The following is a 26110-nucleotide window of genomic DNA, read 5'->3' on the forward strand; positions in this document are numbered from 1 at the left end:
GGGGGGGGGCGGGAAGCCGGTGCCCGCCATCGACGAAGTCTTTTCCCCAAATGGGGGATTGCTGGCGCGGCACTTGGCCGATTACGAACACCGCCCCGAACAGCTCGCCATGGCGCACGCCGTGGCGAAAACCCTCGCCCACGGCGGCCAACTGGTGGTGGAGGCCGGCACCGGCACCGGCAAAACGCTGGCCTACCTCGTCCCCGCCATCCTCTCCGGCCTGCAGGTGGTGGTCAGCACCGGCGTCAAAAACCTGCAAGAGCAGATATTTTTTAAGGACATCCCCTTCCTGCGCCAATACATAGGGCGCGAGTTCACCGCCGTGATGATGAAAGGCCGCGGCAACTACCTCTGTCCGCTCCGGCTCAAGCGGTTTTCCCAGATGCCGTTGCTGGAGCGCAAGGGGGAGGCCAAGCTGTTTGATGCCATTCTCGGATGGGCTCAAACCACCAAGACCGGCGATAAGGCGGAACTGTCCGCCGTGCCCGAAGAGCACCCGCTTTGGGCGCAGGTTTGCGGCAACACCGATTTCTGCATCGCCCAAAAATGCCCACGCGGCACCGACTGCTTCGTCGGGGCGTTGCGCAAGGAGGCGGAAGCCGCGCAGGTGGTGGTGGTGAACCACCATCTTTTTTTCGCCGACTTGGCGTTGCGCGGCAAAGGGGCGGGGAATGTGCTGCCCGATTATCAGGCGGTGGTTTTCGACGAGGCGCATGAAGTGGAGGAGATCGCGGCGCAGTATTTCGGCTTTGCCGTCAGCAACCACCGGCTGGAAGAACTGGTGCGCGATACCCTGCGCGAACTGGACGAGGCCAAGCCCCCCAACCGGCCGGAGTTGATACGCGACCTCGACAACCTCGACACCCGTGCCAAAAATTTCTTTTCCCGTTTTCAGCGCCACGGGAAGGAAGAGAGACGCTTCAGCCTGAAAGAGACGCCCCCGGATGCGGAGGCGGCGGAGGCGCTGTTGACGTCGTTGGCGTATTTGGAGGAAAAGATAGGGAAAATAGACCCGCTTCCCGATTCCACCCGCGCCATGGCGCACCGCCATTTCGCCATCGCCGCGGATCTGCGGGCGATACTCAAGGCCGAGAGCGACGAGTACATTTTCTGGGGCGAGACGCGCGGCGGCGGGGTCTACCTTAACGCCTCCAGCATCGACGTGGCGCCATTGCTGCGCGCCAACCTCTACGCCGGCCACACCACCATCTTTACCTCCGCCACGCTCGCCGCCGCGGGGGATTTCTCCTACTTCCGCAAAAGCCTCGGGCTGGACGCCGCCGAAACGATGGCGCTGCCCAGCCCGTTCGATTTCGCCACACAGGCGCAGATATACCTCCCCCGCCTGCCGGATCCCGCGTCGCCGCAATTCACCGACGCGCTGGCCGAAGAGGCGGTCAAGCTCATTACGCTGGTGAAGGGGCGGACGCTCTTTCTTTTCACCTCGTTCCGGGGCATGTATGAAATCCGCAAGCGGCTGACCGGCCGCCTGCCGTACACCCTGCTGATGCAGGGAGAAGCGTCCCGCACCGCGCTGCTTGAGCGGTTCCGTTCGGAGGTGGAGAGCGTGCTGCTGGCCACCAGCAGTTTTTGGCAGGGAGTCGACGTGAAAGGGGAATCGCTCTCCTGCGTCATCATAGACAAGCTGCCGTTCTCTTCCCCCGGCGACCCCGTGCTGGCGGCCCGTATCGACCGGATAAAAAAGAACGGCGGCCAACCGTTCACCGAGTACCAGCTTCCCGAAGCGGTGCTGGCCCTGCGGCAGGGAATCGGGCGCCTTATCCGCCACCGCACCGACCGCGGCATCATGATGATCGCCGACAGCCGCATCCGGAGCAAAGGGTACGGCAAGACGTTTTTGAAATCGCTTCCCCCCGCGCCGGTGGCGGATCGATTCGACGCGCTCCGCTGGGAGTAAGATAAAAACTGTTTTGACGCAAGGTGTGAAACCGTTATGATAATGGGTGAAACAGATAAATTATCAATATGGTAAAAGAGGAAATAACAAAACACATCGACCGTCTTCCCGGTTTTTCCATGACTGTGGCGAAGGTGATGCACCTGTCAAATGACCTGCGTGCTTCGCCCAAAGATCTCATTCACGCAATCAGCCTCGACCCGGTGCTTACCGCGGAAGTGTTACGCCTTATCAACAGCGCCTACTTCGGCATGAAACAGGAGGTGGTTTCGCTCAACCGCGCGGTGATCCTGCTGGGGGTGAACACGATCAAAAACGTGGCCCTCGGCAGCGCGGTGATCGGCAGCATGAAAATGCGCAACAACTTCAGGTTTTTTACGAGCGATCAATTCTGGGAACATTCGCTGGGCGTGGCGGTGGGGAGCAAAACCGTGGCGGCGCGCCTCGGTGTGCCGGCGCAGGAGCGCGACGAATATTTCATCGCCGGGCTGCTGCACGATATCGGCAAGGTTATTTTTGTGCAGCATCTGCCGGACGAATATGCCCGTCTCTCCGATCCCGCATACCGGCCCGGCGTGGCGAAATCCGAGGTGGAGGAGAAATTCATGGGGGTGAGCCATACGGAATTGGGCATGCTTATCGCGAAAAAGTGGGAACTGCCGGAGCAACTGCGCGAAACCATCGCCGAGCATCACTCCCCGAAGTTCGGCCGCCCAAACGACCAAGTGAAGGCGGCCGTTCACCTGACCGACTGGTATTGCAACCGGGCTGAAATCGGGATCAAGGGGCGCGCCGGAATGGAAATGCTTTCACCCGAAGTTTGGGATATACTTAAAATCTCTGAAAATGGGGTAGACGATGTTTTTAAAGACTTGGGGAAATCAGTTGAAGACGCGAAAGTTTTTCTTAAGAATTAGCAAAATATGAATTTGAGCTTTTGGGGGGTGCGGGGTTCAATACCGGCGCCGGGGCCGGATACCGCCCATTTCGGCGGCAATACCTCCTGCCTGCAACTGATGGATAGCGGCAGCCCGGTGATTGTGCTCGACGCCGGCACCGGCATCCGCAAGCTCGGCATCGATTTGGCCCGCAACCACAAAGACAAAAAAGAGATACACCTCTTCTTCTCCCACACGCATTGGGATCACATACAGGGACTGCCGTTCTTCGCCCCGTTGCTGATTCCCGGTTACACCGTGCATATCTACGGCCCGGTGCATTACGAAAAATCGCTGGAGGAAATTCTCGACCGGCAGATGGAATACACCTACTTCCCGGTGCGCGTGGCCGAGCTTCAGGCGAAAATCCACTACCATGAACTGAAAGAGGAAAATATCAACATCGGCGGCTACAACATCCGCACGAAGTACCTCAATCACCCGGTACTTTGCCTCGGCTACCGGTTTGAAAAAGAAGGTAAGGCGGTGGTTTACTGCACCGACCATGAGCCATACTACAATTTCCTCGGGGAAGAGGAGAGCGAAGAAGAGATGAACCAGATCATTGCCGAGCAAAACGGGCGGCTGGTGGACTTCATACGCGGGGCCGATCTGCTGGTGATGGATACCCAATACACCGAGGCGGAATATCCCTCGCATGTGGGATGGGGACACAGTTCCACCGCCCACAATTTCGGATTGGTCGCCAAGTCGGGCATAAAACGCTATGCCCTGTTTCACCACGACCCCGACCGTAAAGACGACGACGAGAAAAAGATCGTGGAGGATATGCGAAACCGTATCGCCGCCGCGGGTCTCACCATCGACGTTTTCGGCGCGCGGGAAGGCATGACGGTGGACTTCTGACGCGCCGGCAACCAGCGCTGGCCGGCGTTTTTTTGAAGATAATGGAAAAAATAGGGCCGGTTACCGCGCGGGACTGCCAATGCTGAAAAAAGCCAAGCACGCGCTGCGCAACACGTTCCTCACCGGCCTCTTTATCACGTTGCCGCTCGCCGTCACCATAGTCGTCATCCGGTTCGTCTTCACCGGCGTGGATGGGATATTCAGTCCGCTCATCACCCAGCTTCTCATCCTTTTCGGGGCGCATCTTGATCCCGAATACCGCATCCCCGGCATCGGGGTGGTTGTCACCATTTCGCTGATTTTCGCGGTCGGCCTCATCACGAAACACTACGTGGGACGCAAGTTCATCGCGATGGGCGAATCGTTAATCGTGAAGATACCCGGCCTCAAAGGGATATACTCCGCCTCCAAACAGATGATCGAAACCTTTTCCAGCGGCGGCATGGCGTTCAAGAAGGTGGCCATGATCGAATACCCGCGCAAGGGGATATACACCATCGTCTTCATCACCAATACCGGCCAGAGCGAAATAAGCGCCCGCGCCGGAAGGGATGTGGTAAACGTCTTTATCCCCACCACTCCGAACCCCACCTCCGGTTTCTTTCTCGCGCTGCCGAAGGAAGATGTGACCGAACTCGATATGTCGGTGGAGGATGGTTTCAAGCTCATCATTTCCGGCGGGATGTTCGTGCCGCCCCACGGCGCGGGCGGGCAGCCGGACCAAGCAGAGGGCATTTGATGGGCGGCGGCCCATTCAAGAACATCGTTCTCGATGGGCCGGTTTCGCCCGCGCTGTTGGGTGAACTGGCCGCCGGTCATCGCGGCACCGTAAAGGTTGTGGCGGATATCAAAAATGGGGCGATGGCCGCCGGCGGCGAATGGCATTCCGACTGTTTGACGTTGCTCAAGGCGCGGGGATCAAATCCCGCCGACTGCTGGGGGGCCAAGCTGAATGTTGAAACCGGCGCTATCGTTTATAAATCGCAGATCAACCAGAACCGCCCGGATAACCGGTTGGACGAAATCGCCGATGAAAATACCCGTGTGGCGGTGAAAGGGCTGATAGACCGGTATTTCATGGACGCGTTGAACGGCTTGCCCTGAGCGCGCCTAATGCCGTGGCGCACCGGTCCGGCCGCCGCAAAAGGGTTATAGGGTTCATCGGGGGGCATGGTACAATTTTTCCTTGATGGAACGAGCGGGGGAATCATGCGGGGAAAAATAAGGGAACAGTTCGCCGGGCTGCGGCTGCGCGTTAAAATAGTTCTCGTGCTGCTGATGTTCGGCTTGGGAGGGATACTCTTTTCCGGTATCGTCACCTACCGCGCCGGCGCGGAGGCGGTAAAGTTGACCGCCGAGCGGCTGCTGGTTGCCGTGCGCGACAACAAGCGGGCGGAGGTTGAGGCTTGGTACGCCGGCATTTTGTCGAGCGTGCGGAGTTTTGCCGCCGGCCACCGGGTGGCTGAGGGGTTTGCCGATGTTGCCGCGGCGCCGCGCGGCGGCTCCGCGCGCGCCATGGGCGAAATGCAGCAGCAGTACGCGGAGTTCCTCCGCGAGTACGGATTCGGCGATCTTTATTTCATCAGCGTTGCCGGCGAGGTGATTTATTCCGCTCAGCGGAAGGAAGAGCTTGGCGCGAATCTGCTTGCCGCCGGCCCGGGCCGCGGGGGTTTGCAGGATGTTTGCCGCAAGGCGTCCGGGGCCGAGCGCGGCGCGGTATTCATTTCCGAGTTTGCCCCCTACACGCCGGATATGGGGATGCCCGCCGCTTTCGCCGCCGCCCCCATTTTTGCCAAAAACGGCTCACGGCTTGGCGTAATGGCGGTGAAGATTCCCAAAGACCGCCTCAATGCCATCATGCGTGCCGAAGCGGGGTTGGGCAGAACCGGCGAATCGTATCTGGTGGGGGAGAACGGGGCAATTTTGACCGAGAGCCGTTTCGCCGCCACGTCCGCCGTCCTGGAAAAAAATGTTGATAGTTCCGCCATGCGTGACGCATTGCAGGGGAAAAGCGGCGTAAAGGAGACGCGCGGCCTACGGGGGCGCACGGCGCTCAGCGCCTACGGCCCGCTTACGGCGGGGGATGCGGCCAACGCCATCATAGTGGATATCGACTTGGCGGAAGCGATGGAACCGCTGGCCGCCGTTACATGGAGCATCACCGGCTTTATGCTGCTGGCGGTGGTGGTCATCGTGGTGGCATCCTATTGGTTTGCCGCGATGCTGGCGCGTCCCATCATGCTGTTGGTGGCGGCCAATCGCAAGATGGCGGAAGGCGACCTTACCCCGCGGATCGAGATAATGTCCGATAAGGACGAGGTGGGGCTGCTGATGCGCACCACCAACTCGATGGCGGAGCGGCTTGAAGACGTAATGATCAACATCCGCGTCCACGCGCTGAAGGTGGCGGGCGACAGCGGCTCAATCGCCGCGAAGATGCGCCAGCTAAAAGCGAATTCCGAGGCACAGGGCCGGGCGGTGGACGAGACGTCTTCCTCCATCGAGGAGATAGGGGTTTCCATCCGCGAAGTGACCCGGAACAGCGAGAACCTTTCCCGCTCGGCGGTCGGTATTTCCGCCGCAACCGAACAGGTGAGCCGTTCCATCAAGGAAGTCGAAACCCGGTCGGCGGGCGTGGCGCAATCGGTCGACGCCGCTTCGTCGGCCGTCGAGCAGATTGTGGTTTCCATCCGCGAGGTAACCAAAAATATCAATTCAATCCTTGGGGCGGTTTCGGCGTCGCACGGTTCGGTGGGACATGTGAACAGCATGATCGGATCGGTGGCGGGGAACGCCGACACCATCGGCCGCGCCGTGGAGGAGATGGGCGGCGCCATCGAGGAACTGGCGGCCAACATGAAGGAAGTGGGCGCCAGGGCCGAAAACGCGGCCGCCATCGCCGATGATAACGGGCGGAACGCCGCCAAGGGGCGCAAAGCGCTGGACGAGGCGATAAGCGCCATGCGGAACATCCAGGATATCGTGACGGAGAGCGCCGGCGTGGTGGAGGGGCTTTCGCGCGGCGCGGAAGACATCGGCGCCATTGTGGATGTGATCGATGACATCGCCGAGCAGACCAATCTGTTGGCGCTCAACGCGGCCATCGAGGCGGCCCGCGCCGGCGAGCACGGCAAAGGGTTCGCCGTGGTGGCGGAAGAGGTGCGCAAGCTGGCCGAACGGAGCCAGGCCGCAACCAAAACGATTTCAGAGCTGATAGGCGGTATTCAGCGCAAAAGCGCGGATGCCGTGGCGTCGATGGAAAAAGGGACGTTGCGCGTGACCGAGGGGGTGGAGCTTGCCCGCAATTCCGGCGTGGCGCTGGAAACGATTGTCCACGGGGTGGAAACGAACCTTGTGGTCATCAACGGTATCGCCGCCGCCAGCGCCGAGCAGTACAAAGTATCGGGAGACGTCGTCAAGGCGGTGGCCCGCGTGTCGGATGAGGTGGACTCAATCCGCCGCGCCATCGGCACGCTGGCAAAAGCGGGGGAGGACATCGCCTCGAAAAACTCCGAAATTCTCGGCATGGCGCGCCACATCAACGCCAGCGCCGCTGAGGAGGAAAAGGCCACAACGCAAATTTTCGGCATGGTTGGCGCCATTCAGGAAGGGGCGCACCGGATGAGCATGTCGCTCAAGGAACAGGCCGCGGCGGTGCGCGGCGTGGCGGACGAAGTGAACCGCATCACGAAGGAAATACAGATGGTCAACCGCGCGCTCGAGGAGCAGGAAACGGGAATCACGCGGATGGTCACGGCGGTGGAAACGGTGAGCCGGATGGCCGTGGACAACAACCGGCAGGTGGATGCCACCGGCTTGGAGACCGAGCGGATCGATGGCTCTGCACGCCGCTTGGGCGAAATGATGGCGCAGTTCAACGTCTCGGAGGAAAAAGCCGCCCGCTTACTGGGGGGCGGCGCGCCGCGCGCCTAACCCGCGCCGCCCGGGGCGGCTATCGTGTTTCCACCAATTGCCGCAGCCATGCGGCCATCCGCGGTTCGTCCCATTCAATGCCTCCCACTTGGCAGAAGAGCACGCGCCCGTCGCGATTCAGTATGTAGGTGGTGGGGATGCTCGACGCGCCGAAACGTGTCGATGATTGTTTTGCTCCCGCCAGCGCCACGGGAAAGCGGTATTGCTGTTGCCCCCAAAAAGCTTTTACCTTGTCAGCCGCTTCTTCGGAAACCGCCAGCATGGAGAAATCCCTTTTGCCGCCCAGTTCGGCGAAGAGCCGTTGCATCGACGGCATTTCATTACGGCAGGGGCCGCACCATGTGGCCCAGAAGTTAAGCAAGACGATTTTTCCCCTCAAGCTCCGCACGCTGTGGCGTACGCCATCAAGGCCGGTGAAATCGGCATCGGGAAGTATCTCGCCATCAGCTATGAGGTTGGGATACTTTGGCCCCTTGGTGGACTGGTAAGGGGGCGGGATTGAACCGTTTTTTCCTCCCGCGGAGAGCGGGGGATCGGCTTGGGTTTCCCTTTCGGTACCGGCATTGGAAGATTGAGCGGCGGGAGGGCTATCTTTGGTGGTGATGGTTTTGGTCTTTTTCCTTTTTTCCGCGGGGATGCGGCCGGGATCGTCCGTGTAGTGGGTTTGACCCGCATCGTCAACCCACTTGTAAAGGTCGGCGGCCGCGATAGTTGCCGTTAGCAGAACCGCCAGCGGGAAAAGCGGCAAAAATGAAAATTTCCCGCCGGAATGCGGTTCACCCTTTAAGTTTTCTGAGCGCCGCCAGTACATCATCCACATGTCCTTTCACCTTCACTTTGGGCCAGACTTTTGCCAGTTTGCCGTCCGGCGCTATCAGGCAGGTGGTTCGAACGATTCCCATATATTCCCGCCCGGCCATTTTCTTTTTCCGCCAAACGCCGTAGGCTTGAAGCATTTTCCTGTCCGTGTCGCTTAAAAGGCGCAGATCGAGCTTCTGTTTTTCAATAAAAGCGCGGTGGCTTTTTGGACTGTCGGCGCTGACCCCCAGAATTGCCGCCCCCAGCTTTTCAAAATCTTTCAACCGCGCGGTGAATTCCACCGCTTCGGTGGTACAGCCGGGGGTGTTGTCTTTCGGGTAAAAATAGAGGACTACCCATTTTCCCGCAAAATCCTTCAGGGCCGTTTCTTTTTCGTTGTGGTCGAGCAGACAAAACGACGGTGCTTTTGCGCCTGTTTCAAGTTCCATGAAATCCTCCAGGATATTACGTGATCTTCCTGAGCGCCGCCAGGGCTTCTTCGGCGTGCTTGGTTCCACGCAGCATGGCGCTGTACACATGACGGATCACGCCGTCCTTGCCGATAACAAATGTCACCCGCTCCGGCATGAATCCGAGTATCGTTTTGACGCCGTAGAGCGCGAGGACATCTTTTTTTTCGTCGCTCAGGATGCGATAGGGCAGCGCGTGTTTGCTGGAGAAAAGATTGTGGCTTTCCATGCCATCCATGCTTATCCCCAGCACTTCGGCCCCGGCGGCGGCAAACCCGGCATGTGCATCACGAAAGGCGCAGACCTCGCGCGTACAGATGGGGGAGTCGTCTTTCGGGTAAAAGAAGAGCACCACCGGCTTTTGACCAAGTAGGGTGGAGAGGCGCACCGACGCGCCGTGTTGGTCGCGCAGTTCAAAGTCGGGAGCCTTGTCGCCCACACGCAACGTCATGGTCACTCCTTCAGCGGCTTGTCGAAGGTGAAGGTCACGCGGTACTCGCCGTCGAGGTCTTCTATTTTCACTTCGTAGCCGGATTTCAAAAAGACTTTCACCATCGCCTTGTTTTGCAGCAGCACGGAGGCGAAGAACCCTTTCACGCCATGTTCGCGGGCGATCTGTATCAGGTATTTCAGCAAAAAGCTGGCGATGTGCCGGTTGTGGTATTCGTCCGCCACCATGAAGGCGACCTCGGCCATGCCGCTGCGGGGGCTGAGCATATAGTGTCCGGCGGCGATGATTTCCTCCGCGCCTTCGCGTTCGACGATGGCGACGATGGCCATATCGCCCTCGTAATCCACCGCCGTCAGCTCCTGCGCTTTGCGGTGCGGGAACCGGCTCATCCGCTCGAAAAAGCGAAGGAAGCGCGATTCCGCCGACATGCCATAGATGAGCCGTTGCAGCCCTTTTTCGTCGGTCGCCTTCACCGGGCGGAAAAAGACCATGAGGCCGCCCCCCATCTCCTGCCGCAGTTCATATTGCGCCGGGTAAACCGCGTCGCTTTTCAGCGCCTGATCTTGATATACAAGCTGCCGTTTCTTCGCCTCCTGCATCAGCCAGTCGCGGAATTTCGGATGGGCGACCTGTATGAGGCTCAAGGTTCGTTCCCGGATCGACTTGCCGTGCAGGAAGGCGGTGCCGTATTCGGTCACCACATAGTGCACATCGCCGCGGGTTGTAACGACCCCCGTTCCTTCCTCAATGAATGGGACGATGGTGCTTTTTTCCCCGTCTTCGGAGGTGGAGGGGAGGGCGATGATTGGCTTACCGTCCCGGCTGAGCGCCGCCCCGCGCGAGAAATCCACCTGTCCCCCCATGCCGCCGTATATTTCATAGCCGATGCTGTAGTTGCTCACCTGCCCGGTGAGGTCAATAAGCAGCGCGCTGTTGATGGAGACCATTTTGTCGTTGGCGGCAATCACCCGCCGGTTGTTGGTGTAATCGATGGGGTGGAACTCGAACATCGGGTTGTCGTTGACGAAGGCGTAGAGCTCCGGGCTTCCCATGCAAAACGCGGCGATGACTTTTCCCTTGTGCATCGATTTGCGCGCATTGGTGATGACGCCGCTTTTAACCAGTTCCATCAGCGCGTCGGAAAAGGTTTCCGTGTGGACGCCCAGGTCGCGGTGGTTCCCCAGTTGCAACAGCACGCTTTCGGCGATGGCCCCCATCCCTATTTGCAGGGTGGAGCCGTCCTCTATCAGGCGGCTGATGTTCTGGCCGATGGCCCGGCATGCCGGGCCGCAATGCCCCACGGCGTATGAAATAAGCTCCTCCTCCTGTTCCACCAGCGCGTGAAAGCTTTTCAGCGGCACAAAGGTATCGCCGTGGGTGCGCGGCATGTTGCGGTTAACCTGCGCGATCACGTAATCGGCGCTTTCGATGGCCGCCATCGCGACATCGACGCCGATGCCGAGCGAGCAGTGGCCGTTCTTGTCGGGCGGCGATACCTGTACCAGCGCCGCGTCGAGGCGCATTCTGCCGCCGCGGAAGAGGGCGGGTACTTCTGAAAGGAGTATCGGCGTGTAATCCGCCAGACCCTTCCAGACCGATTCGCGCAGCGTTTGGGTAATATAGAAGGCATTGAGACGGAAACTGTCGGCGTATTTTTCATCGGTGTAGGGGGGCTTGCCCGCCGTGAGCATGGTGACGATCTCGCAATCGGGAAGCTTCGCGGCGCGGGCGGTGAGGGCGCTCACCAGGGCGCGCGGCTCGGCGCAACCGCCGGAGATGAAGATGCGCGATGCCGGTTTTATGGCCGCGACGGCGTCATCGGCGGATTTGAGCCGCTGGCGGTAGAGTTCTTCCCAGCCAGGTTGCATGGCGGGGGGCTACGGTTTCGGTTCCAGCGATATGCGGGCGTCGAGCGCCACGCATCCATCGCCCGCCCCGAATACCATCACCGGGTTGAGGTCAAGTTCCCGTATCATCGGGAAGTCGGTCATCAGGGCCGATACCCGCAGCATCACATGGACGATGGAGTCGATATCGCTCGGCAGCTCGCCGCGCATCCCTTTCAGCAGCGCCACCGATTTGACCTCGGCGATCATGCTTTTCGCATCGAACAGGCTCAGCGGCGCGAGGCGGAACGAGACGTCTTTAATCGCTTCCACATAGATACCGCCGAGGCCGAACATCACCATCGGGCCGAACTGCGGGTCGGTGGTGGCTCCCACGATGACTTCGCGTCCCCCCTTCACCATTGGCTGCACGGCGATGCCGTCAAGTACCGCGTCGGGGTACTTCGCTTTCACGCTTGCCATGATGTTGTCGTACGCCTGAAACACCTCGCCCGCGTTGTGCAACCCCACCTTCACGCCGCCCGCGTCGCTTTTATGCGTCACGTCGCGGCTGACGATCTTCATCACCACCGGATAGCCCAGGTTGTCGGCGATCATCACGGCATCGCGCGCTTTTTGGGCCATGATGCTTTTGAAAAAGTAAATGCCATAGGCCGAAAGGATGCCGCGCGCCTCCTGCTCCGGCAGCTCCATCGTGCCGCGCGCCAGCGCTTCGTCGATGAGGCGCTTGGCTTTTGCTTTATTCGGCAGGTTGGGGCGCGACTCGGTGCGGTCTTCCGCCAGCCAGAGCCGTTTGCGGTTGAGGCTGTCCAGCGCCGCCACGCCCCGTTCGGGGGTCGGGATGACGCAGATGCGGTGGGCGGCGGCGATCTCCATCGCCCTTTCCACCGATTTGCCGCCGAGGAATACGCCCAGTACCGGCTTGTTGTGCATGTTCATGAAATCGATCATGTACTGCGCCAGCTTTTCGGGGTTCAGCGGATCGGTGGGGCTCATCATCACGATGAAGGCGTCCATGTTCGGCTCGTCTTTCAGCACGGCGAATGCGTCGCGGTACCGCTCGGCCGTGGCGTCGCCGATGATGTCCACCGGGTTTTTGTAGTTGGCGGTGTCGGGAAGGAACGCCTTGAGCTTTTGCTGCATCGGTTCGCTCACGGTGGACATCTTGAGGGTGCTGCGTTCAATGCTGTCGGTGGCCACCACGGAGGGGCCGCCGGAATTGGTGATGATGCCGATGCGGTTGTCCGTCATCTGCCGCCCGGAGGAGAATGCGAGCGCGAAATCGAAGAGCTGCTCCATGATGTTCGCCCGCAGCACGCCGGATTGCTTGCAGGCGGCGTCGAACGCGGCGTCGGAGCCGGCCAATGCGCCGGTGTGGCTGCTGGCGGCCTTTTGCCCCGCGGCGGTGGTGCCGGATTTGAAGAGGACGATGGGTTTTTTCACGGAAGCTTTTTTGGCTATATCGAAAAAACGGCGTCCGTCCTTCACGCTTTCAAGGTAGCCGACGATCACGTCGGTCTCCGGGTCGTCCGCCAAAAACTCGATGAGGCTTGCCTCGTCCATGTCCATCTTGTTGCCGATGGAGATGAACTTGGAGAACCCGACGCCGTTCTTCAGCGACCAGTCGATGATGGCGATGCAGACGGCCCCCGATTGCGAGAGGAAGGCGATCCGCCCCGGGGCGGGAACCTTTTCGGTGAAGGTGGCGTTAAGGCGATTCACCGCGTCTATGATGCCGACGCAGTTGGGGCCGACCACGCTGATGCCGTACTGTTTGCAGGCCAGGGCCAACTCGCTTTCAAGGGTTTTTCCTTCAAGCCCGACTTCGCTGAAACCGGCGGTGATGATGAGGGCGTTTTTAATGCCCTTTTTTCCGATGGCGTGGATTTCGGGATTCACCGCCTTCGGCGGCACGGTGAACACGGCCAGTTCCACCCCGTCGGGAAGCTCCGCCACGCTGTGATAGACCTTTTTCCCCAGAATCTCGTCCGCTTTCGGATTGACCGGGTAGACGTTTCCCGCATACCCGCCGCGGATAATGTTGCTCAGCACCACATAGCCGATTTTTCCCGGCGTACCGGACGCGCCGATGACGGCGATGGCCTTTGGCGTAAAGAATCGCTGCATGTCGCCCATAGGATTTATTCTCCCGCGTTCCCGGCGTCGGGCCGTTTTGCCATCTCGTCGATAATGACCAAGTTGTCTATCGGCAGGGCGGGGGCCACATTGGCCACTTCCAGGCCCTCGAAGTGATTGAGATACTTGTAGAGGCTGGTGGCGTCTTTGCTGTCGTAAATGCCGGTGAAACGCCTGTCCCCCGGCGTCATCAGCTCGATGATGATTTTCACCTCCGCCTTTTTCTTGCGGTTTTTTATCTGCCCCTTGGCGGCGTTCCACGATTCCCTGGTAAAGCTGCCGGTCACCACGAAGAGCATCGCCTCATTCCTCCGGTAAATTCTGTTCTTTGGCTTTCAGGTTTCGCCGCAGCACCTTGCCGGTGCGGGTTTTGGGGAGTTCGTCCATGAACTCGATTTCATCCGGCACGGCGTAGGCTCCCATGTTGTCGCGCACGTGGTCTTTCATCGATTCCATGATCTCCGGCCCCGCCTCGAATCCGGCGGCGAGCACGGCGAAAACCTTCATCCGTTCCCGCCCGTCTTTGACGAACTGGATGGCGGCCACTTCCCCGACGGCGGGGTGGGTGAGGAGCACATCTTCCAGTTCGAAAGGGCTGATCCGCTCCGAGCCGCGCTTGATGAATTCCTCGCCGCGCCCCAGCACCCAGAAGTAGCCGTCGTCGTCGCGGTATGCGTAATCGGTGGTGACGAAGTGTTTCGAGGAAAAGGCGTCGTCGATGCCGCGGCCGTCGCCATAAATGCCGTACATCATGGAAGGCCAGTTCCGCTCGAAAGCGAGGATGCCCAGCGTGTTCGGCGGCAGTTCCACATCGTTTTCATTGATGACCATTGCCCGCAGGCCGGGGACGGCCATTCCCACCGATTCGCCTTTCAGCGGTGCGAAGGGGAAGTTGGAGATCATGATCATGCCGGTTTCGGTCATGCAAAAAGTGCCCAGGATATCGATGCCGGTACGTTCCTTCACCTGTGCCGCGAGGGTGGGGCTGAGGCGTTCGCCAGTGGCGGCCAGCACCTCGATGCTGGAAAAATCGGTTGCCGCCGCGCCGCCGGCCACGGCTTGCGCGATGACGGAAGGGATGGTGTAAACGGCGGTCGGCTTCAAGTCGCCCAGCAGGTGCGTCTCGATTTTTCCCGAGTGCAGAATCGACGTGGCTCCGCAAAAGAGCGCGCCGAATATGCCGTAGACCGACGCCGGAAGCCAGCCGGGATGGCCGGTGACCCAGATGCGCTTGCCGGGGCGCAGGTTGAAGGTCCATTCTGCCGTGCGGAACGCCCCCGCCGCGCCGCCGTGTGAATGCACTATCCCCTTCGGCGTCCCGTAGGTGCCGGACGTGTAATGTACGATGTACGGCGTGCCCGGTTCAACCATCAGCGGCTCGGCGGGCGCGCTTTTGAGAAGTTCGCTGAATCCGCCCTCCACCATAACCACGGTTTTTACGAACTCGGATGCTTCCAGCCCTATCGCTTCCAGCATCCCCTTGGCGGTGATAAGGATGCGCGGCTTGAGGTTGCCCAAGCGGTTTCGGACCGGCTCGGCCTTGTAAGTGTCTATTATTGGGGCCGCCACCGCGCCGACGTACGCCAGCGCCAGTATCGAAAGCGCCATCTCGCGCCCGGTCGGCAGAAAGATGGCCACCGCCTCCCCCTGCTTGACACCGTGCCGCTCCTTAAGCCCTCCCGCCAGGCGGCGCACCGAATCTTCGAGTTCAAGCCGCGAAATGGTTGAAACGCCCGAGGGGGAGGAAACGATGAAGGCTTGGTGCGTGGTGGAAATGCCATCCGCCAGCCCCTTGAGCGCGAGCGCGGCGATGTTCATCTTGCCGTTGGCATCGAGCAGATGGCGGAGTTCCGCGTCCCACGATACGCCTTGGCATAGGCGGTTGTATTGTTCCAGGCCTGCTTCGCTGGATGAGACTTCTATAAGGTCCAGAACAGATTTTTTCATTGTCCCACCGTCCTTTGCATACGCGGTTTTTCCACCCCGGTTGCCACGTCTTCTCCGCTACCTAATATTATCCCGTTTCCGGTCTCTTTGCTAATGCCGAATCTGTAACGTTATTTTCCTCCTTCATCTCCCAAGTGATAGTGTGGAAATTGGCAAGAAGAAGAAAAAACAAGGCGGCCGTGTATCGTGCAACTTTGTTTTTATGTAAAATGGCTCTCTGTATGGCCGGGTCTTTTAGCTGCGGGTTTCGCCAATCCAAATAAGGGATGACATGGACATAGTTCATTTTTTTATCAGCCTTGTTATCATTCTGCTATCGGCCAAACTGATGGGGGAGCTGTTTGCGTGGATGAAACTTCCCTCCGTGCTGGGCGAGGTCGCCGCCGGTGTTGTTGTGGGGCCGAGCCTTTTGGGATGGGTGCATATTGATAGTGTGTTGCTGGTGCTGGCGGAGATCGGGATTTTACTGTTGCTGTTCGAGGTGGGGCTGGAGACCGACGTTGCCCAGTTGATAAAGGTGGGACCACGGAGTGTTCTTGTGGCGGTTACCGGGATTGTTGCCCCCGCGCTGCTTGCCTACGGCGTCAGCGTTTGGATCCTCGGGTTGCCGCTTATCGTGACGATGTTTATCTGCGGCACACTGGTGGCCACCAGTATTGGCATTTCATTGCGGGTACTGCGGGAGATTGGTCAGCATGATACCCCCCTTGCCCGAACCGTCCTCGGCGCGGCGGTGTTGGATGACATCGCGGGGGTTCTCATTCTTGCCGTCCTCTTCGATTTCGCCGTGAATCATGAGGTGAATGTCGGGCATACGGCGGCGGTTTTTGGCTACATTATCGCGTTCCTCCTCATCGCCCCGGTGATGGCAAAGCTATTGGTTCCCGCGATGACCCGCCTAAACAATATCAGCCGGACCGAAGGGATGATTCCCACGCTGGCGGTCGCCCTTATGCTTGCGTTTGCGGTAATCGCCCATAAGCTTGATGCGCCCGCCATCTTGGGGGCGTTTGCGGCCGGCATCGCCCTTTCCCGCCATTTCTTTCTCCCGGTTGGCCCGATGCGGAATAAACACGAGTCATTTGCCGAAAAAGTGGAACACCAACTCAAGCCGATCAGCGGGTTGTTTGTGCCGGTATTCTTTTTTGTTGTCGGCGCGTCCATAAACCTTCGGGTGATTGATTTCAGCTCGGCAGGCTTTTGGTGGATGGCGGGCTTGTTAACAGCGGCGGCGGTGCTGGGAAAAGTGGCGAGCGGCATGTGGGCCGAAGGAGCCTTTCAGGAAAAACTGTTTTGCGGCATGGCGATGGTGCCTCGGGGTGAGGTGGGGCTGATCTTCGCCGAAGTGGGAAAAAGGAATAATGTGTTGGACGAAACCGATTACGCGGTCGCCGTTTTTGTGGTGGTGCTTACCACCTTCATCGCGCCGATCATGTTGCGGCGGATGGCGAAGGCAAGCTGAATACCGTTTCAACGCACCATAGTCCGGTTTGCGTCCCCGCCGCTTCGTGGCGTATTCTGTGGCGCAATGAGACGCGGCGGCTTTTTTGTTTTTTGGGCCTTTCTTGTTTTATTTTTCCCTATTACCGCTTTTGCTGGCGGCGCGCTTTTTGGCGTGGTGCAGGATGAACACGGCCAGCCGGTGGACAAGGCGAAAATCACCCTTCGCGTGGGGGATAAGGAATATGTTGGCGTCGGGCGGGCGGGGGCCGCTTACAGCACTTCGGAAAACGGTTCCTTCTATATAGAAATGCCGGCCGATGCGCCTGCGGGTGGCGCCATCATGATATTGGCCGCCAAAAGCGGCTTTAAACCGCAGTCGGTGAAAGTGAATGCGGCTTCCCCTTCGGACGGCGCACCGCTGTTCGCGGGCAAGCTGGCGCTCAAGCGCGCGGCGGGTCCCGCTTTTTACATCGCAACGGCGATATTGATGTTTGTCTATGCGCTGATTATTTTTGAATGGGTGCATCGCACGCTGGCCGCGCTGTTGGGGGCGGTCGCGATGCTGCTGGTCAGCTACACGGCGGGGACGTTCAATCCCGATTACTTTATTTTATCGTTTGAGGACGCCATCCACGCCGTCGATTTCAACGTCGTCTTTCTGCTGCTCGGCATGATGATCATCGTCGGCATTATGCGGGAGACCGGCGTTTTCGAGTGGCTGGCCTACCAGAGTTTCCGGATTTCCAAAGGGAGCGTCTTCAGGCTTGCCGCCATTTTAATCGTGGTGACGGCGGTTGCTTCGGCATTTCTGGACAACGTCACCACCATGCTGTTGATGACGCCGGTCACCATCGATATCGCGCTGGTGCTTGGCATCAGCCCGGTGGCGTTGCTGATGCCCGAAATTCTGGCCAGCAACATCGGCGGCACCGCCACGCTCATCGGCGATCCGCCCAACATAATGATAGGCTCCTACGCGGGGTTGACCTTCAACGATTTTCTGATTGACCTCACCCCGCCCATCGTGGTGATGACCGCGCTTCTTATATTCATGATGCAGCGCGCCTACCGCCACGAATACCTCGCCGCGAAGGTGGCCGATTTCACCGCGCTGGAGCAGCGGCTGAAAAAGGAGTGCGCCATCCGCGATTCGCGCCTTTTGGTGATGTCGCTGCTGGTGTTGGCGGTGGTGATTTTTCTCTTCTTTATGCACGGCAAGCTTCACATGGAACCTTCCATCGCGGCGCTGGGGGGGGCGGCCTTCCTGCTTCTGGCCGCGAAAGAGAACGTGGTGAAGTATCTGGAAAAAGACGTGGAGTGGAGTACCCTTGTTTTTTTCATCATGCTCTTCATCATTATCGGCGGCTGCGAACGGGCCGGGCTGATACAGCTTGTCGCCGATTGGGTGCTGGGGATTGCCGCGGGGAACGCGCTTGCCGCAATCATGCTGGTGCTGGTGGTTTCCGCCGTCACCAGCGCGGTCATCGACAACATTCCCTACACCGCCACCATGCTGCCGGTGGTTGCTTACCTGACGGGGAACCTGCCGGAACTGCACGGCTCGCCCATTCTTTGGTGGGCGCTGGCCTTGGGGGCCTGCCTCGGCGGAAACGCCACCATCGTGGGGGCTTCGGCGAACGTTGTCACGACCGGCCTTTCCGAAAAGGCGGGCTACCCCATAAGCTTTATGTATTTCCTCAAAATCGGCCTTCCCGTGACGGTCATGTCCATCGCGGTGTCCGCCGTTTGGCTGCTGATATTGCGGGGATAATAGCTGGAAAACCGGGCGGCCCCCGCCGCCGAAAAAAACTTTCATTTTCCGAAAAAATCTTTGTTTAAAGATTGCGGTTTTCTTGGTAGTATTACGGCCTTGAAACGGTCGGGGGGACTGTTAAGAGATTCCCCTTAGTCCAAACAGTTTACGGGGAGAGCCATACCGTTGTTTACCGCGGCCCGTGTGTGCCGCGCGCAAAAGCATAAGGTGTCAGTAAGCCAATGATAGAACTGAATGAATCATTCCTGATCCAACTGATCAATTTTTTTGCCATGATTTTGTTTCTCAACTATTTCCTTTTTAAGCCGGTCATGGAGATAGTGGAACGGCGGAACAAGGCGCTCAAGGGCCTTCACACCGACGCCGCCAAGGCCGCCAATGACGCCGACAAGGCGGTGAAAGAGTACGATGACCGGTCGGCCGAAGCCAAACGCGCCACGTCCGCCACCCTGATCGCCGCGCGCCAGTCCGCCGCCGCGGAGCAGGAAAAGATATTGAAAGACGCCCGCCAGCGCTACGCCGAAACGGTTGACGCCGCCCTGGTTAAAATCAAGGCCGACATCAAGGGGGCCGAGGCCAACCTCAAAGGTGAGGCCGAAAAGCTCTCGCGCGATATGGCCACCCGTCTCCTCGGCCGGGAGGCGCGCTGATGAAAAAGGCATTTGCCCTGTTCTGTTGGGCCATGCTGGCCGCCACCCCGGCGTTCGCCGGAGGACTTGCGCACGCCGACCACTTTGAAATGCGCCGCGACGGCGCGTGGATCGTTAATTTCACCCTGCTCTTGGCGGGGCTGCTTTGGATCATCTTCCGCTTTGTCGTTCCCGCCCTCAAGCAGCGCTCCGAACTGCTCCAGAAGGAGATGGACGACAGCGAGCGCGCCCGCAAGGAATCGCTTGGCCGCCTCGCCGAACTGGAGGGCAAGCTCAAGGCGTTCGAGTCTGAAGCCGCCCGTATCCGCCAGGACGCGGTGGACGAAGGGGAAAAACTGAAAAAACAAATCATTGCCGAAGCTGAAGCCGCATCCCGCCGTTTGCTGGACAAAGCGCAGGCGGAAGTGACAAGCGAAACCATCAAGGCCCGCGGCCGCCTCAAGAAGGAAGCGGTGGAAATGGCCGTGGCGATGGCCGCCGATATGCTGAAAAAGAATGTGAATGAAAAAGATCACCAGGCCGCGGTGAAACAGTACGCTCAAAGCGTGGGAGGCCGCCAGTGAGGGACAAAAAGATCGCCGTTCCGTACGCCGACGCCATTCTTGGCGCCGTGAAGGATGCCAAGCAGATGGAAACCGTGGGGGCCGACCTCCGGCAGTTTGCCCAAACGTATGCCGAAAGCGGCGACCTGCGGAAAATGCTCAATCACCCCGGACTTCCCAATGAAAACAAACAGCGGATACTCAAGGGGGTAATGGACAAGATGGGGCTTTCCGCCCCCGCCCGCCGCTCGCTTGAGGTTGTGCAGCGGCGCGGCCGTATCGGCTTCACCGCGGACATCGCCGATGTCTACGACGCGATGCTGGATGAAAAACTTGGCCGTCAAAGCGTACGTGTGCAAAGCGCCTTTCCGCTCTCCGCCGATGAAGTGAACGGTCTTGAAACCGTATTTTCCAAGCTGACTGGTAAAAAAGCAAAGGTCGAAGCGGTTGTTGACAAAGCCCTTATCGGAGGCTTGGTCGCGCGCGTCGGCAGCAAGGTTTATGACGGGAGCATGAGCAACCAACTGAAGGCACTGAAAGTAAAATTGGAACAGGAGGCTTGAAAAAAGTGGCTATCCGGGCTGAAGAGATAAGCGCGTTAATTAAGAAGGAAATCGAAGGGTTCGAGAAAGGCGTCGAACTCAAGGAAGTGGGGACGATTGTTTCCGTCGGTGACGGTATCGCCCGTATCTACGGCCTTGAAAATGCCATGGCTGGCGAGTTGCTGGAATTTCCCGGCGGCATCATCGGTATGGCGCTGAACCTTGAAAAGGACAACGTCGGCGCCGTTCTGTTCGGCGAAGACACCCTCATTAAAGAGGGGGACGAGGTAAAGCGGACCGGGCGCATCGCGCAGGTGCCGGTCGGCGAAGCGCTTATCGGGCGCGTGGTAGACGGTCTTGGCCAGCCGATTGACGGCAAGGGTCCAATCAAGACCACCCATTTCGGCCTCATCGAACGCATCGCCCCCGGCGTTATTCAGCGCAAGTCGGTGCATGAACCGTTGCAGACCGGCATCAAGGCGATTGACTCCATGATTCCGATCGGCCGCGGCCAGTGCGAACTGATCATCGGTGACCGCCAGACCGGCAAGACCGCCGTCGCCATCGACGCCATCATCAACCAGAAGGGGCTGGGGGTGAAGTGCATTTACGTGGCTATCGGCCAGAAGCGCTCCACTGTGGCCCAGGTGTACAAAAAGCTGGAAGAAGCCGGCGCGATGGAATTCACCACCATCGTCGCCGCCACCGCCAGCGAACCGGCGCCGATGCTCTACCTCGCGCCCTATGCCGGGTGCGCCATCGGCGAATATTTCCGCGATAACGGCGGCCACTCGTTGGTGGTTTACGACGACCTTACGAAACACGCGGCGGCTTACCGCCAGCTTTCGTTGTTGCTCCGCCGTCCGCCGGGCCGCGAAGCGTACCCCGGCGACGTGTTCTATCTCCACAGCCGCTTACTGGAGCGCTCCGCGAAAGTAAGTGACGATCTGGGCGCCGGTTCGCTGACCGCGCTGCCGATCATTGAAACGCAGGCGGGCGACGTATCGGCCTACATCCCGACCAACGTGATTTCGATAACCGACGGCCAGATATTCCTTGAAAGCGACCTCTTTTACGCCGGCGTCCGCCCGGCCATCAACGTCGGCATCTCCGTTTCCCGCGTCGGCGGCGCGGCGCAGATCAAGGCGATGAAGCAGGTCGCCGGCACCCTGCGCCTCAACTTGGCGCAGTACCGTGAATTGGCTGCCTTCGCCATGTTCGGTTCCGACCTCGATGCGGCCACTATGGCGCAGCTTAACCGCGGCGCGCGGCTTGTTGAACTGCTCAAACAGGCGCAGTACCGGCCATTGCCGGTTGAAAAGCAGGTTGCGGGCATCTATCTCGCCACCAGCGGCTTCATGGACAGCATTGCCGTCGAGCGCATCGCCGAATTTGAGACCGGTTATTTGCAATACCTTGAAAGCAAGCACCCCCAGGTGCTGGCTTCCATCCGCGACAAGAAGGCTCTCGATGACGATATCAAGAAGGGCCTCAACCAGGCCTGCGAAGAATTCAAGGCCCGGTTCTAATTATGGCGGGCTTAAGGGATATCAAGCGCCGGATCGTCTCGGTAAAGAGCACCCGGCAGATCACCAAGGCGATGAAGATGGTCGCCGCGGCGAAGCTGCGCAAGGCGCAGGAAGCCGTTGCCGCGTCCCGTCCGTACGCCTCCAAAATGGCGGAAGTCATCGGCGCGTTGGGGGCGGTCTCGCAGGAAGCGGCGCATCCGCTGCTGGCGAAGCGGGAGGAGAAAAACGTCCTGATTCTCGTGTTCTCCTCCGATAAGGGATTGTGCGGCGCGTTCAACGCGAACGTCTTCAAGGCGGTGCATAATCTCATCCGCGAGAACGAGGGGAAGGGCATCTACGTTGCCGCCGTGGGGAAGAAAGGGCGTGATTTCTGGAAGCGCCGCAATGTGATGATGGAAAAAGCGTACGTGGATTATACGCGCGACATCAATTACCAGTTTGCGCAGAAGGTTGCCAAAGACGTCATCGAATACTTCATTCACGAGAAGGTGGACAAGATATACATGGTCTACAACAAGTTCCGCAGCGCGGCAGTTCAGGATCCGACGGCGGTTCAATTGCTGCCGATGGAGTCCGCGGGCGGCAGGAAGGAAGACGCTGCGGGCGGCGACATCCTGTTTGAGCCGTCGGCGCAGGCGGTGCTTTCGGCCATTGTTGAAAAATACGTCGAAGTGCAGATCTTCCAGGCGCTGATTGAATCGTGGGCCAGTGAAAACGGCTCAAAACTGGTCGCGATGGATAATGCCACCCGCAATGCGGGCGACATGATCAATGCCCTCACATTGCAGTACAATCGCGCTCGCCAGGCGGCGATAACGAAGGAATTAATAGAAATCGTCTCGGGAGCGGACGCTCTCAAAAGCTGATTCTTGACGGAGGAACAAATGAGTAAGGGAAAAGTTACCCAAATAGTCGGACCGGTTCTCGATCTGGAGTTTCCCGCGGGACAGCTCCCGGCGATCCTGAACGCATTGGACATTGACCTCGGCGGCGGCAATGGCCGCGTGGTGGCCGAAGTTGCCAGCCATCTGGGCGAAAATTCGGTGCGCGCCATTGCCATGCACACGACCGACGGCATGGTTCGCGGCATGGTGGGCACGGACACGGGCCGCCCCATCTCGGCGCCGGTCGGCCGCGGCGCGCTCGGCCGTATTCTCAATGTCGTCGGCGAGCCGGTGGACGGCCTCGGCCCGGTGAAATACGACCGCCTCGACCCGATTCACCGCTCCGCCCCGAGCTTTGAAGACCAGGACACCAGCGCTGAAATACTGGAAACCGGCATTAAGGTTATCGACCTCCTCGAACCGTACCTGAAAGGCGGCAAGACCGGCCTTTTCGGCGGCGCGGGCGTGGGCAAGACCGTGCTCATCCAGGAGCTTATCCATAATATCGCCAAAGAACATGGCGGCTTCTCCGTGTTTGCCGGCGTTGGCGAGCGTACCCGCGAAGGGAACGACCTCTATCATGAAATGAAGGAATCCGGCGTTATCGACAAGGCCGCCCTGATTTACGGCCAGATGACCGAACCGCCCGGCGCCCGCGCCCGCGTGGCCCTCACCGGCCTCACCATCGCGGAATACTTCCGCGATGTGGAAGGCCAGGACGTGCTGTTGTTCATGGACAACATTTTCCGCTTTACGCAGGCTGGCTCCGAAGTGTCGGCGTTGCTGGGGCGCATGCCCTCGGCCGTCGGTTACCAGCCGACGCTTGCCACCGAAATGGGTACCCTGCAGGAGCGGATCACCTCCACCAAGAAAGGATCGATCACCTCGGTTCAGGCGGTCTACGTCCCCGCGGACGACTTGACCGACCCCGCGCCGGCCACCACATTCGCACACCTTGATGCCACCACCGTGTTGAACCGCAAACTGACGGAAATCGGCATTTACCCGGCCGTGGATCCGCTTGACTCCACTTCGCGCATACTTGATCCGCTGATCGTGGGCGTGGAACACTATACCGTCGCCCGTAAGGTGCAGTCGATACTGCAACGCTACAAGGAATTGCAGGACATCATCGCGATCCTCGGCATGGAAGAACTTTCCGAGGACGACAAGATGACCGTCGCCCGCGCCCGCAAGGTGCAGCGATTCCTGTCGCAGCCGTTCCATGTGGCCGAAGGCTTCACCGGATCGCCCGGCCGCTATGTGCCGCTCAAGGAAACCCTCGCCGGCTTCAAGGCGCTGGTGGAAGGCGAAGTCGACGACCTGCCCGAACAGGCGTTCTACATGGTGGGCAACCTTGACGAAGCCATCAAAAAGGCCGAGCAGCTCAAGAAGGGGAACTGATGGAAAAGCAGACCCTGCAACTCGACATCCTTACCCCTGAAAAGCGGGTGGTGTCGGCGGCGGTTAAGTTCGTCGCCGCCCCTGGCGCCGAAGGCGAGTTCGGTGTCCTGCCGGGGCATACTGATTTCTTCGCGCTTCTCAAGAGCGGCGAAGTGGTTTTTGAAGATGCCGGGGGGAGCCATCATGTGGCCGTCAGCTGGGGGTACGCCCATGTGCGGGCCGAAGCCGTATCCATCTTGGTGGAAAATGCCGAAAAGGCCGAGGAGATAGACCTTGATCGCGCCAAGAAAGATATGGAGCACTGGGAACAGGCGTTTGCCGGCGTAACTTCGGAAGACCCGAATTTTGAAACTTTCAGGGCTAAAATTGAACGCGCCAAGGCACGCATTGAGACCGCCCAGCGCGTGGCTCGGCGCTGAACCGGCGCCCTTTTTGTCCGGCACTATAGGCCGCGCGGCAGTCTGCGCGGCCTTTTTTTTGTTCACGGCCTTCGTTTCGGGAGCCGTGGCGGAGCAAGAACCGTCCGTGCCATTGCAACCCTCTGTTCCCGGGAATGCCTTCGCGCCGGTACGCACCGGCGTCATACGCAGCATTACAATTGACGCACAGAATGTTTTTAATCCCGAAAATCCTGAAGAAAGCGGCGTCATCGGAACGTGGGGCAACAATATTCACGTTGTCACCCGTGAGCAGATACTGCGCCGGGAACTGCTTTTCAAGGAAGGGGATCCGTACGATCGGGGCGTTATCGAGGAATCGGAACGTAACCTCCGCAAACGGTCATACCTGTCGGAAGTCCTCATCGAAAGCCACTTTAACGACGCGGATGACGGGGTGGACGTCGTAGTGCATACCCGCGATCAGTGGTCGATGATCGTGGGACTCACTTTCGGCGGCACCAACGAAAACAGCAGTGCCGGCCTTGATTTCGGCGACAAAAACCTCATGGGGCTGGGTCAGTCGCTCAACTACAGTTTCCGCACCGGCGGCAATGGTTACTCCCATAACTACGGTTACCGAAACGCCAATCTGTTCGGCTCGCGGTATGACCTCTGGCTGGAGCAGAAATTAAAGCCAAGTGAATATGTCTACAATGGTCATCTGGAGCGTCCCTTTTATTCGCTCTCCACGCCGGAAGCGCACGGGGTGGAATATTCCCGGACGGTGCATGCCGAGCCGGGATTGGACTGGACCTCATGGCGTTTAAGCGCTTATTACGGCGAAGCGGTCGCTTTGGACGACTCCATTCTCCGCGCCTATCTCCGTTTATCGTTTGGCGAGGAAATATCGCGCGCGGGGGGGGAGTCCAACAATGTATTGCGCGACAATAAGGTGCTGATTTCCGCCGATATCCTGACCCACCCCCATGATTTCGCGGAGGAACGGTATATCGATAAGTTTCGCCGGGTGGAGGACATTCCGTTGGGTCCCACCTATACGCTTTCAATAGGGCCGCGGCTCATGGCCTTCGGATCCACCAGCACCGAGCTTTCCACTTCGTTAGGTGTGGCCAAATGGCATCAGTTTTTCGAGCGCGACTATTTATATGCCACGATAGCGTTGGCGAAGAACGACGATAATTTCAACGACAACTACGCCGACCTCATGCTCCGTTATTATTTCCGCCGGTTAGAATACCAAACTTTTGTGGCCCGCTTTCAGGTCAGCTACTCCGAAAGCGTTACCAACCGCTTCAGCCTGGGGGGAACCAACGGCCTCCGGGGCTACAAGGTGGACGAGTTCACCGGGCGGAACCAGATACTTATCAATGTCGAGGACCGCATTTTCACCTATAAGACTTTTCTATCCGGCATTTTCGAACCCGGATTCGTGATCTTTGCCGATTTTGGCAACACCTGGTACAACAGCCCAGGAGACGAGTTGAAGCAATTGTATGGCGGTTTCGGAGCGGGGCTGCGCCTGGCGCTGGTGAAAGCGCCTGGTATCAGCTTGATCAGGGTGGATTACGGCGTTCCCATAGAACTGAATCGCCCGCCGGTGATTACCATCGGGATGGAAGGATTTTTCTAGATCCGC

At 59.1% G+C, this 26110-nt stretch carries 23 protein-coding genes; 16 read left to right on the forward strand and 7 right to left on the reverse strand.

The annotated features are described in order from the left end of the window. Positions 1–19: 19 nt before the first annotated feature. The 6 genes from HZA03_10285 to HZA03_10310 all read left to right on the forward strand — a co-directional run bounded on the left by HZA03_10285 (position 20) and on the right by HZA03_10310 (position 7656). Positions 20–1918: an ATP-dependent DNA helicase gene (locus tag HZA03_10285; GenBank protein MBI5638344.1), complete on the forward strand. Its 1899-nt coding sequence runs from the start codon at positions 20–22 to the stop codon at positions 1916–1918. 68 nt (positions 1919–1986) lie between these two features. Next, complete coding sequence (locus tag HZA03_10290) at positions 1987–2835, forward strand: HDOD domain-containing protein (GenBank protein MBI5638345.1); 849 nt, start codon at positions 1987–1989, stop codon at positions 2833–2835. 6 nt (positions 2836–2841) lie between these two features. Beyond that, on the forward strand, positions 2842–3723 hold the full coding sequence (locus HZA03_10295; GenBank protein ID MBI5638346.1) for an MBL fold metallo-hydrolase: 882 nt from the start codon (positions 2842–2844) through the stop codon (positions 3721–3723). A gap of 79 nt (positions 3724–3802) precedes the next feature. Further along, positions 3803–4462, forward strand: coding sequence for a DUF502 domain-containing protein (locus tag HZA03_10300; protein ID MBI5638347.1), 660 nt, complete (start codon positions 3803–3805; stop codon positions 4460–4462). Beyond that, positions 4462–4827 (forward strand): hypothetical protein, encoded by a 366-nt coding sequence (locus HZA03_10305; GenBank protein MBI5638348.1) that lies wholly within the window; start codon positions 4462–4464, stop codon positions 4825–4827. Before HZA03_10300 ends, HZA03_10305 begins: the two co-directional genes overlap by 1 nt. Positions 4828–4932: 105 nt before the next feature. Beyond that, a complete protein-coding gene (locus tag HZA03_10310; protein MBI5638349.1) occupies positions 4933–7656 on the forward strand; it encodes a HAMP domain-containing protein in 2724 nt (907 codons plus the stop codon). Positions 7657–7675: 19 nt separating this feature from the next. Here the strand turns inward: HZA03_10310 and HZA03_10315 are convergent, their stop codons facing one another. Genes HZA03_10315 through HZA03_10345 form a run of 7 tightly spaced genes read right to left on the reverse strand, consistent with a single transcriptional unit; the run spans position 7676 to position 15305 of the window. Beyond that, positions 7676–8404, reverse strand: coding sequence for a redoxin family protein (locus HZA03_10315; protein ID MBI5638350.1), 729 nt, complete (start codon positions 8402–8404; stop codon positions 7676–7678). A gap of 28 nt (positions 8405–8432) precedes the next feature. Continuing rightward, on the reverse strand, positions 8433–8903 hold the full coding sequence (bcp, locus tag HZA03_10320) for a thioredoxin-dependent thiol peroxidase (protein ID MBI5638351.1): 471 nt from the start codon (positions 8901–8903) through the stop codon (positions 8433–8435). 16 nt (positions 8904–8919) lie between these two features. Continuing rightward, the gene (locus HZA03_10325; GenBank protein MBI5638352.1) at positions 8920–9375 is read right to left on the reverse strand and encodes a peroxiredoxin; all 456 of its coding nucleotides are present in this window, start codon (positions 9373–9375) and stop codon (positions 8920–8922) included. Positions 9376–9377: 2 nt separating this feature from the next. Continuing rightward, a complete protein-coding gene (locus HZA03_10330) occupies positions 9378–11243 on the reverse strand; it encodes a GNAT family N-acetyltransferase (GenBank protein ID MBI5638353.1) in 1866 nt (621 codons plus the stop codon). A gap of 9 nt (positions 11244–11252) precedes the next feature. Continuing rightward, positions 11253–13358, reverse strand: coding sequence for an acetate--CoA ligase family protein (locus HZA03_10335; GenBank protein MBI5638354.1), 2106 nt, complete (start codon positions 13356–13358; stop codon positions 11253–11255). 5 nt (positions 13359–13363) lie between these two features. Next, complete coding sequence (locus HZA03_10340) at positions 13364–13657, reverse strand: hypothetical protein (protein ID MBI5638355.1); 294 nt, start codon at positions 13655–13657, stop codon at positions 13364–13366. A 4-nt stretch (positions 13658–13661) separates the two neighbouring features. Then, positions 13662–15305, reverse strand: a complete 1644-nt coding sequence (locus tag HZA03_10345) for an AMP-binding protein (protein MBI5638356.1) — start codon at positions 15303–15305, stop codon at positions 13662–13664. A 271-nt stretch (positions 15306–15576) separates the two neighbouring features. Here HZA03_10345 and HZA03_10350 point away from each other — a divergent pair, with 271 nt between their 5' ends. The 10 genes from HZA03_10350 to HZA03_10395 all read left to right on the forward strand — a co-directional run bounded on the left by HZA03_10350 (position 15577) and on the right by HZA03_10395 (position 26104). After that, positions 15577–16767: a cation:proton antiporter gene (locus HZA03_10350; protein MBI5638357.1), complete on the forward strand. Its 1191-nt coding sequence runs from the start codon at positions 15577–15579 to the stop codon at positions 16765–16767. A 66-nt stretch (positions 16768–16833) separates the two neighbouring features. Next, complete coding sequence (locus HZA03_10355) at positions 16834–18519, forward strand: ArsB/NhaD family transporter (protein MBI5638358.1); 1686 nt, start codon at positions 16834–16836, stop codon at positions 18517–18519. A gap of 224 nt (positions 18520–18743) precedes the next feature. Next, the gene (locus HZA03_10360; GenBank protein MBI5638359.1) at positions 18744–19172 is read left to right on the forward strand and encodes an ATP synthase F0 subunit B; all 429 of its coding nucleotides are present in this window, start codon (positions 18744–18746) and stop codon (positions 19170–19172) included. Further along, complete coding sequence (atpF, locus tag HZA03_10365; protein ID MBI5638360.1) at positions 19172–19735, forward strand: F0F1 ATP synthase subunit B; 564 nt, start codon at positions 19172–19174, stop codon at positions 19733–19735. The genes HZA03_10360 and atpF overlap by 1 nt, the downstream gene beginning before the upstream one ends. Continuing rightward, the gene (gene atpH / locus HZA03_10370; protein MBI5638361.1) at positions 19732–20277 is read left to right on the forward strand and encodes an ATP synthase F1 subunit delta; all 546 of its coding nucleotides are present in this window, start codon (positions 19732–19734) and stop codon (positions 20275–20277) included. The genes atpF and atpH overlap by 4 nt, the downstream gene beginning before the upstream one ends. Positions 20278–20282: 5 nt before the next feature. Further along, positions 20283–21785 (forward strand): F0F1 ATP synthase subunit alpha, encoded by a 1503-nt coding sequence (locus HZA03_10375; protein MBI5638362.1) that lies wholly within the window; start codon positions 20283–20285, stop codon positions 21783–21785. Positions 21786–21787: 2 nt separating this feature from the next. Further along, complete coding sequence (atpG, locus tag HZA03_10380) at positions 21788–22651, forward strand: ATP synthase F1 subunit gamma (GenBank protein ID MBI5638363.1); 864 nt, start codon at positions 21788–21790, stop codon at positions 22649–22651. An 18-nt stretch (positions 22652–22669) separates the two neighbouring features. Beyond that, a complete protein-coding gene (gene atpD / locus HZA03_10385) occupies positions 22670–24073 on the forward strand; it encodes a F0F1 ATP synthase subunit beta (protein ID MBI5638364.1) in 1404 nt (467 codons plus the stop codon). After that, a complete protein-coding gene (locus HZA03_10390; GenBank protein ID MBI5638365.1) occupies positions 24073–24492 on the forward strand; it encodes a F0F1 ATP synthase subunit epsilon in 420 nt (139 codons plus the stop codon). The genes atpD and HZA03_10390 overlap by 1 nt, the downstream gene beginning before the upstream one ends. Before the next feature lie 85 nt (positions 24493–24577). Beyond that, complete coding sequence (locus HZA03_10395) at positions 24578–26104, forward strand: BamA/TamA family outer membrane protein (GenBank protein ID MBI5638366.1); 1527 nt, start codon at positions 24578–24580, stop codon at positions 26102–26104. Positions 26105–26110: the final 6 nt, after the last annotated feature.

The sequence above is a fragment of the Nitrospinota bacterium genome (genome assembly GCA_016217735.1).
Lineage (GTDB): Bacteria > Nitrospinota_A > UBA7883 > JACRGQ01 > JACRGQ01 > JACRGQ01.

Excerpts from the sequence above, each read along its gene's own strand:
- HZA03_10290 (MBI5638345.1), top strand. The coding sequence starts at position 1,987 with ATGGTAAAAGAGGAAATAACAAAACACATCGACCGTCTTCCCGGTTTT.
- HZA03_10295 (MBI5638346.1), top strand. The coding sequence starts at position 2,842 with ATGAATTTGAGCTTTTGGGGGGTGCGGGGTTCAATACCGGCGCCGGGG.
- HZA03_10300 (MBI5638347.1), top strand. The coding sequence starts at position 3,803 with ATGCTGAAAAAAGCCAAGCACGCGCTGCGCAACACGTTCCTCACCGGC.
- HZA03_10305 (MBI5638348.1), top strand. The coding sequence starts at position 4,462 with ATGGGCGGCGGCCCATTCAAGAACATCGTTCTCGATGGGCCGGTTTCG.
- HZA03_10310 (MBI5638349.1), top strand. The coding sequence starts at position 4,933 with ATGCGGGGAAAAATAAGGGAACAGTTCGCCGGGCTGCGGCTGCGCGTT.
- bcp (MBI5638351.1), bottom strand. The coding sequence starts at position 8,903 with ATGGAACTTGAAACAGGCGCAAAAGCACCGTCGTTTTGTCTGCTCGAC.
- HZA03_10325 (MBI5638352.1), bottom strand. The coding sequence starts at position 9,375 with ATGACGTTGCGTGTGGGCGACAAGGCTCCCGACTTTGAACTGCGCGAC.
- HZA03_10330 (MBI5638353.1), bottom strand. The coding sequence starts at position 11,243 with ATGCAACCTGGCTGGGAAGAACTCTACCGCCAGCGGCTCAAATCCGCC.
- HZA03_10335 (MBI5638354.1), bottom strand. The coding sequence starts at position 13,358 with ATGGGCGACATGCAGCGATTCTTTACGCCAAAGGCCATCGCCGTCATC.
- HZA03_10340 (MBI5638355.1), bottom strand. The coding sequence starts at position 13,657 with ATGCTCTTCGTGGTGACCGGCAGCTTTACCAGGGAATCGTGGAACGCC.
- HZA03_10345 (MBI5638356.1), bottom strand. The coding sequence starts at position 15,305 with ATGAAAAAATCTGTTCTGGACCTTATAGAAGTCTCATCCAGCGAAGCA.
- HZA03_10350 (MBI5638357.1), top strand. The coding sequence starts at position 15,577 with ATGGACATAGTTCATTTTTTTATCAGCCTTGTTATCATTCTGCTATCG.
- HZA03_10355 (MBI5638358.1), top strand. The coding sequence starts at position 16,834 with ATGAGACGCGGCGGCTTTTTTGTTTTTTGGGCCTTTCTTGTTTTATTT.
- HZA03_10360 (MBI5638359.1), top strand. The coding sequence starts at position 18,744 with ATGATAGAACTGAATGAATCATTCCTGATCCAACTGATCAATTTTTTT.
- atpF (MBI5638360.1), top strand. The coding sequence starts at position 19,172 with ATGAAAAAGGCATTTGCCCTGTTCTGTTGGGCCATGCTGGCCGCCACC.
- atpG (MBI5638363.1), top strand. The coding sequence starts at position 21,788 with ATGGCGGGCTTAAGGGATATCAAGCGCCGGATCGTCTCGGTAAAGAGC.
- atpD (MBI5638364.1), top strand. The coding sequence starts at position 22,670 with ATGAGTAAGGGAAAAGTTACCCAAATAGTCGGACCGGTTCTCGATCTG.
- HZA03_10390 (MBI5638365.1), top strand. The coding sequence starts at position 24,073 with ATGGAAAAGCAGACCCTGCAACTCGACATCCTTACCCCTGAAAAGCGG.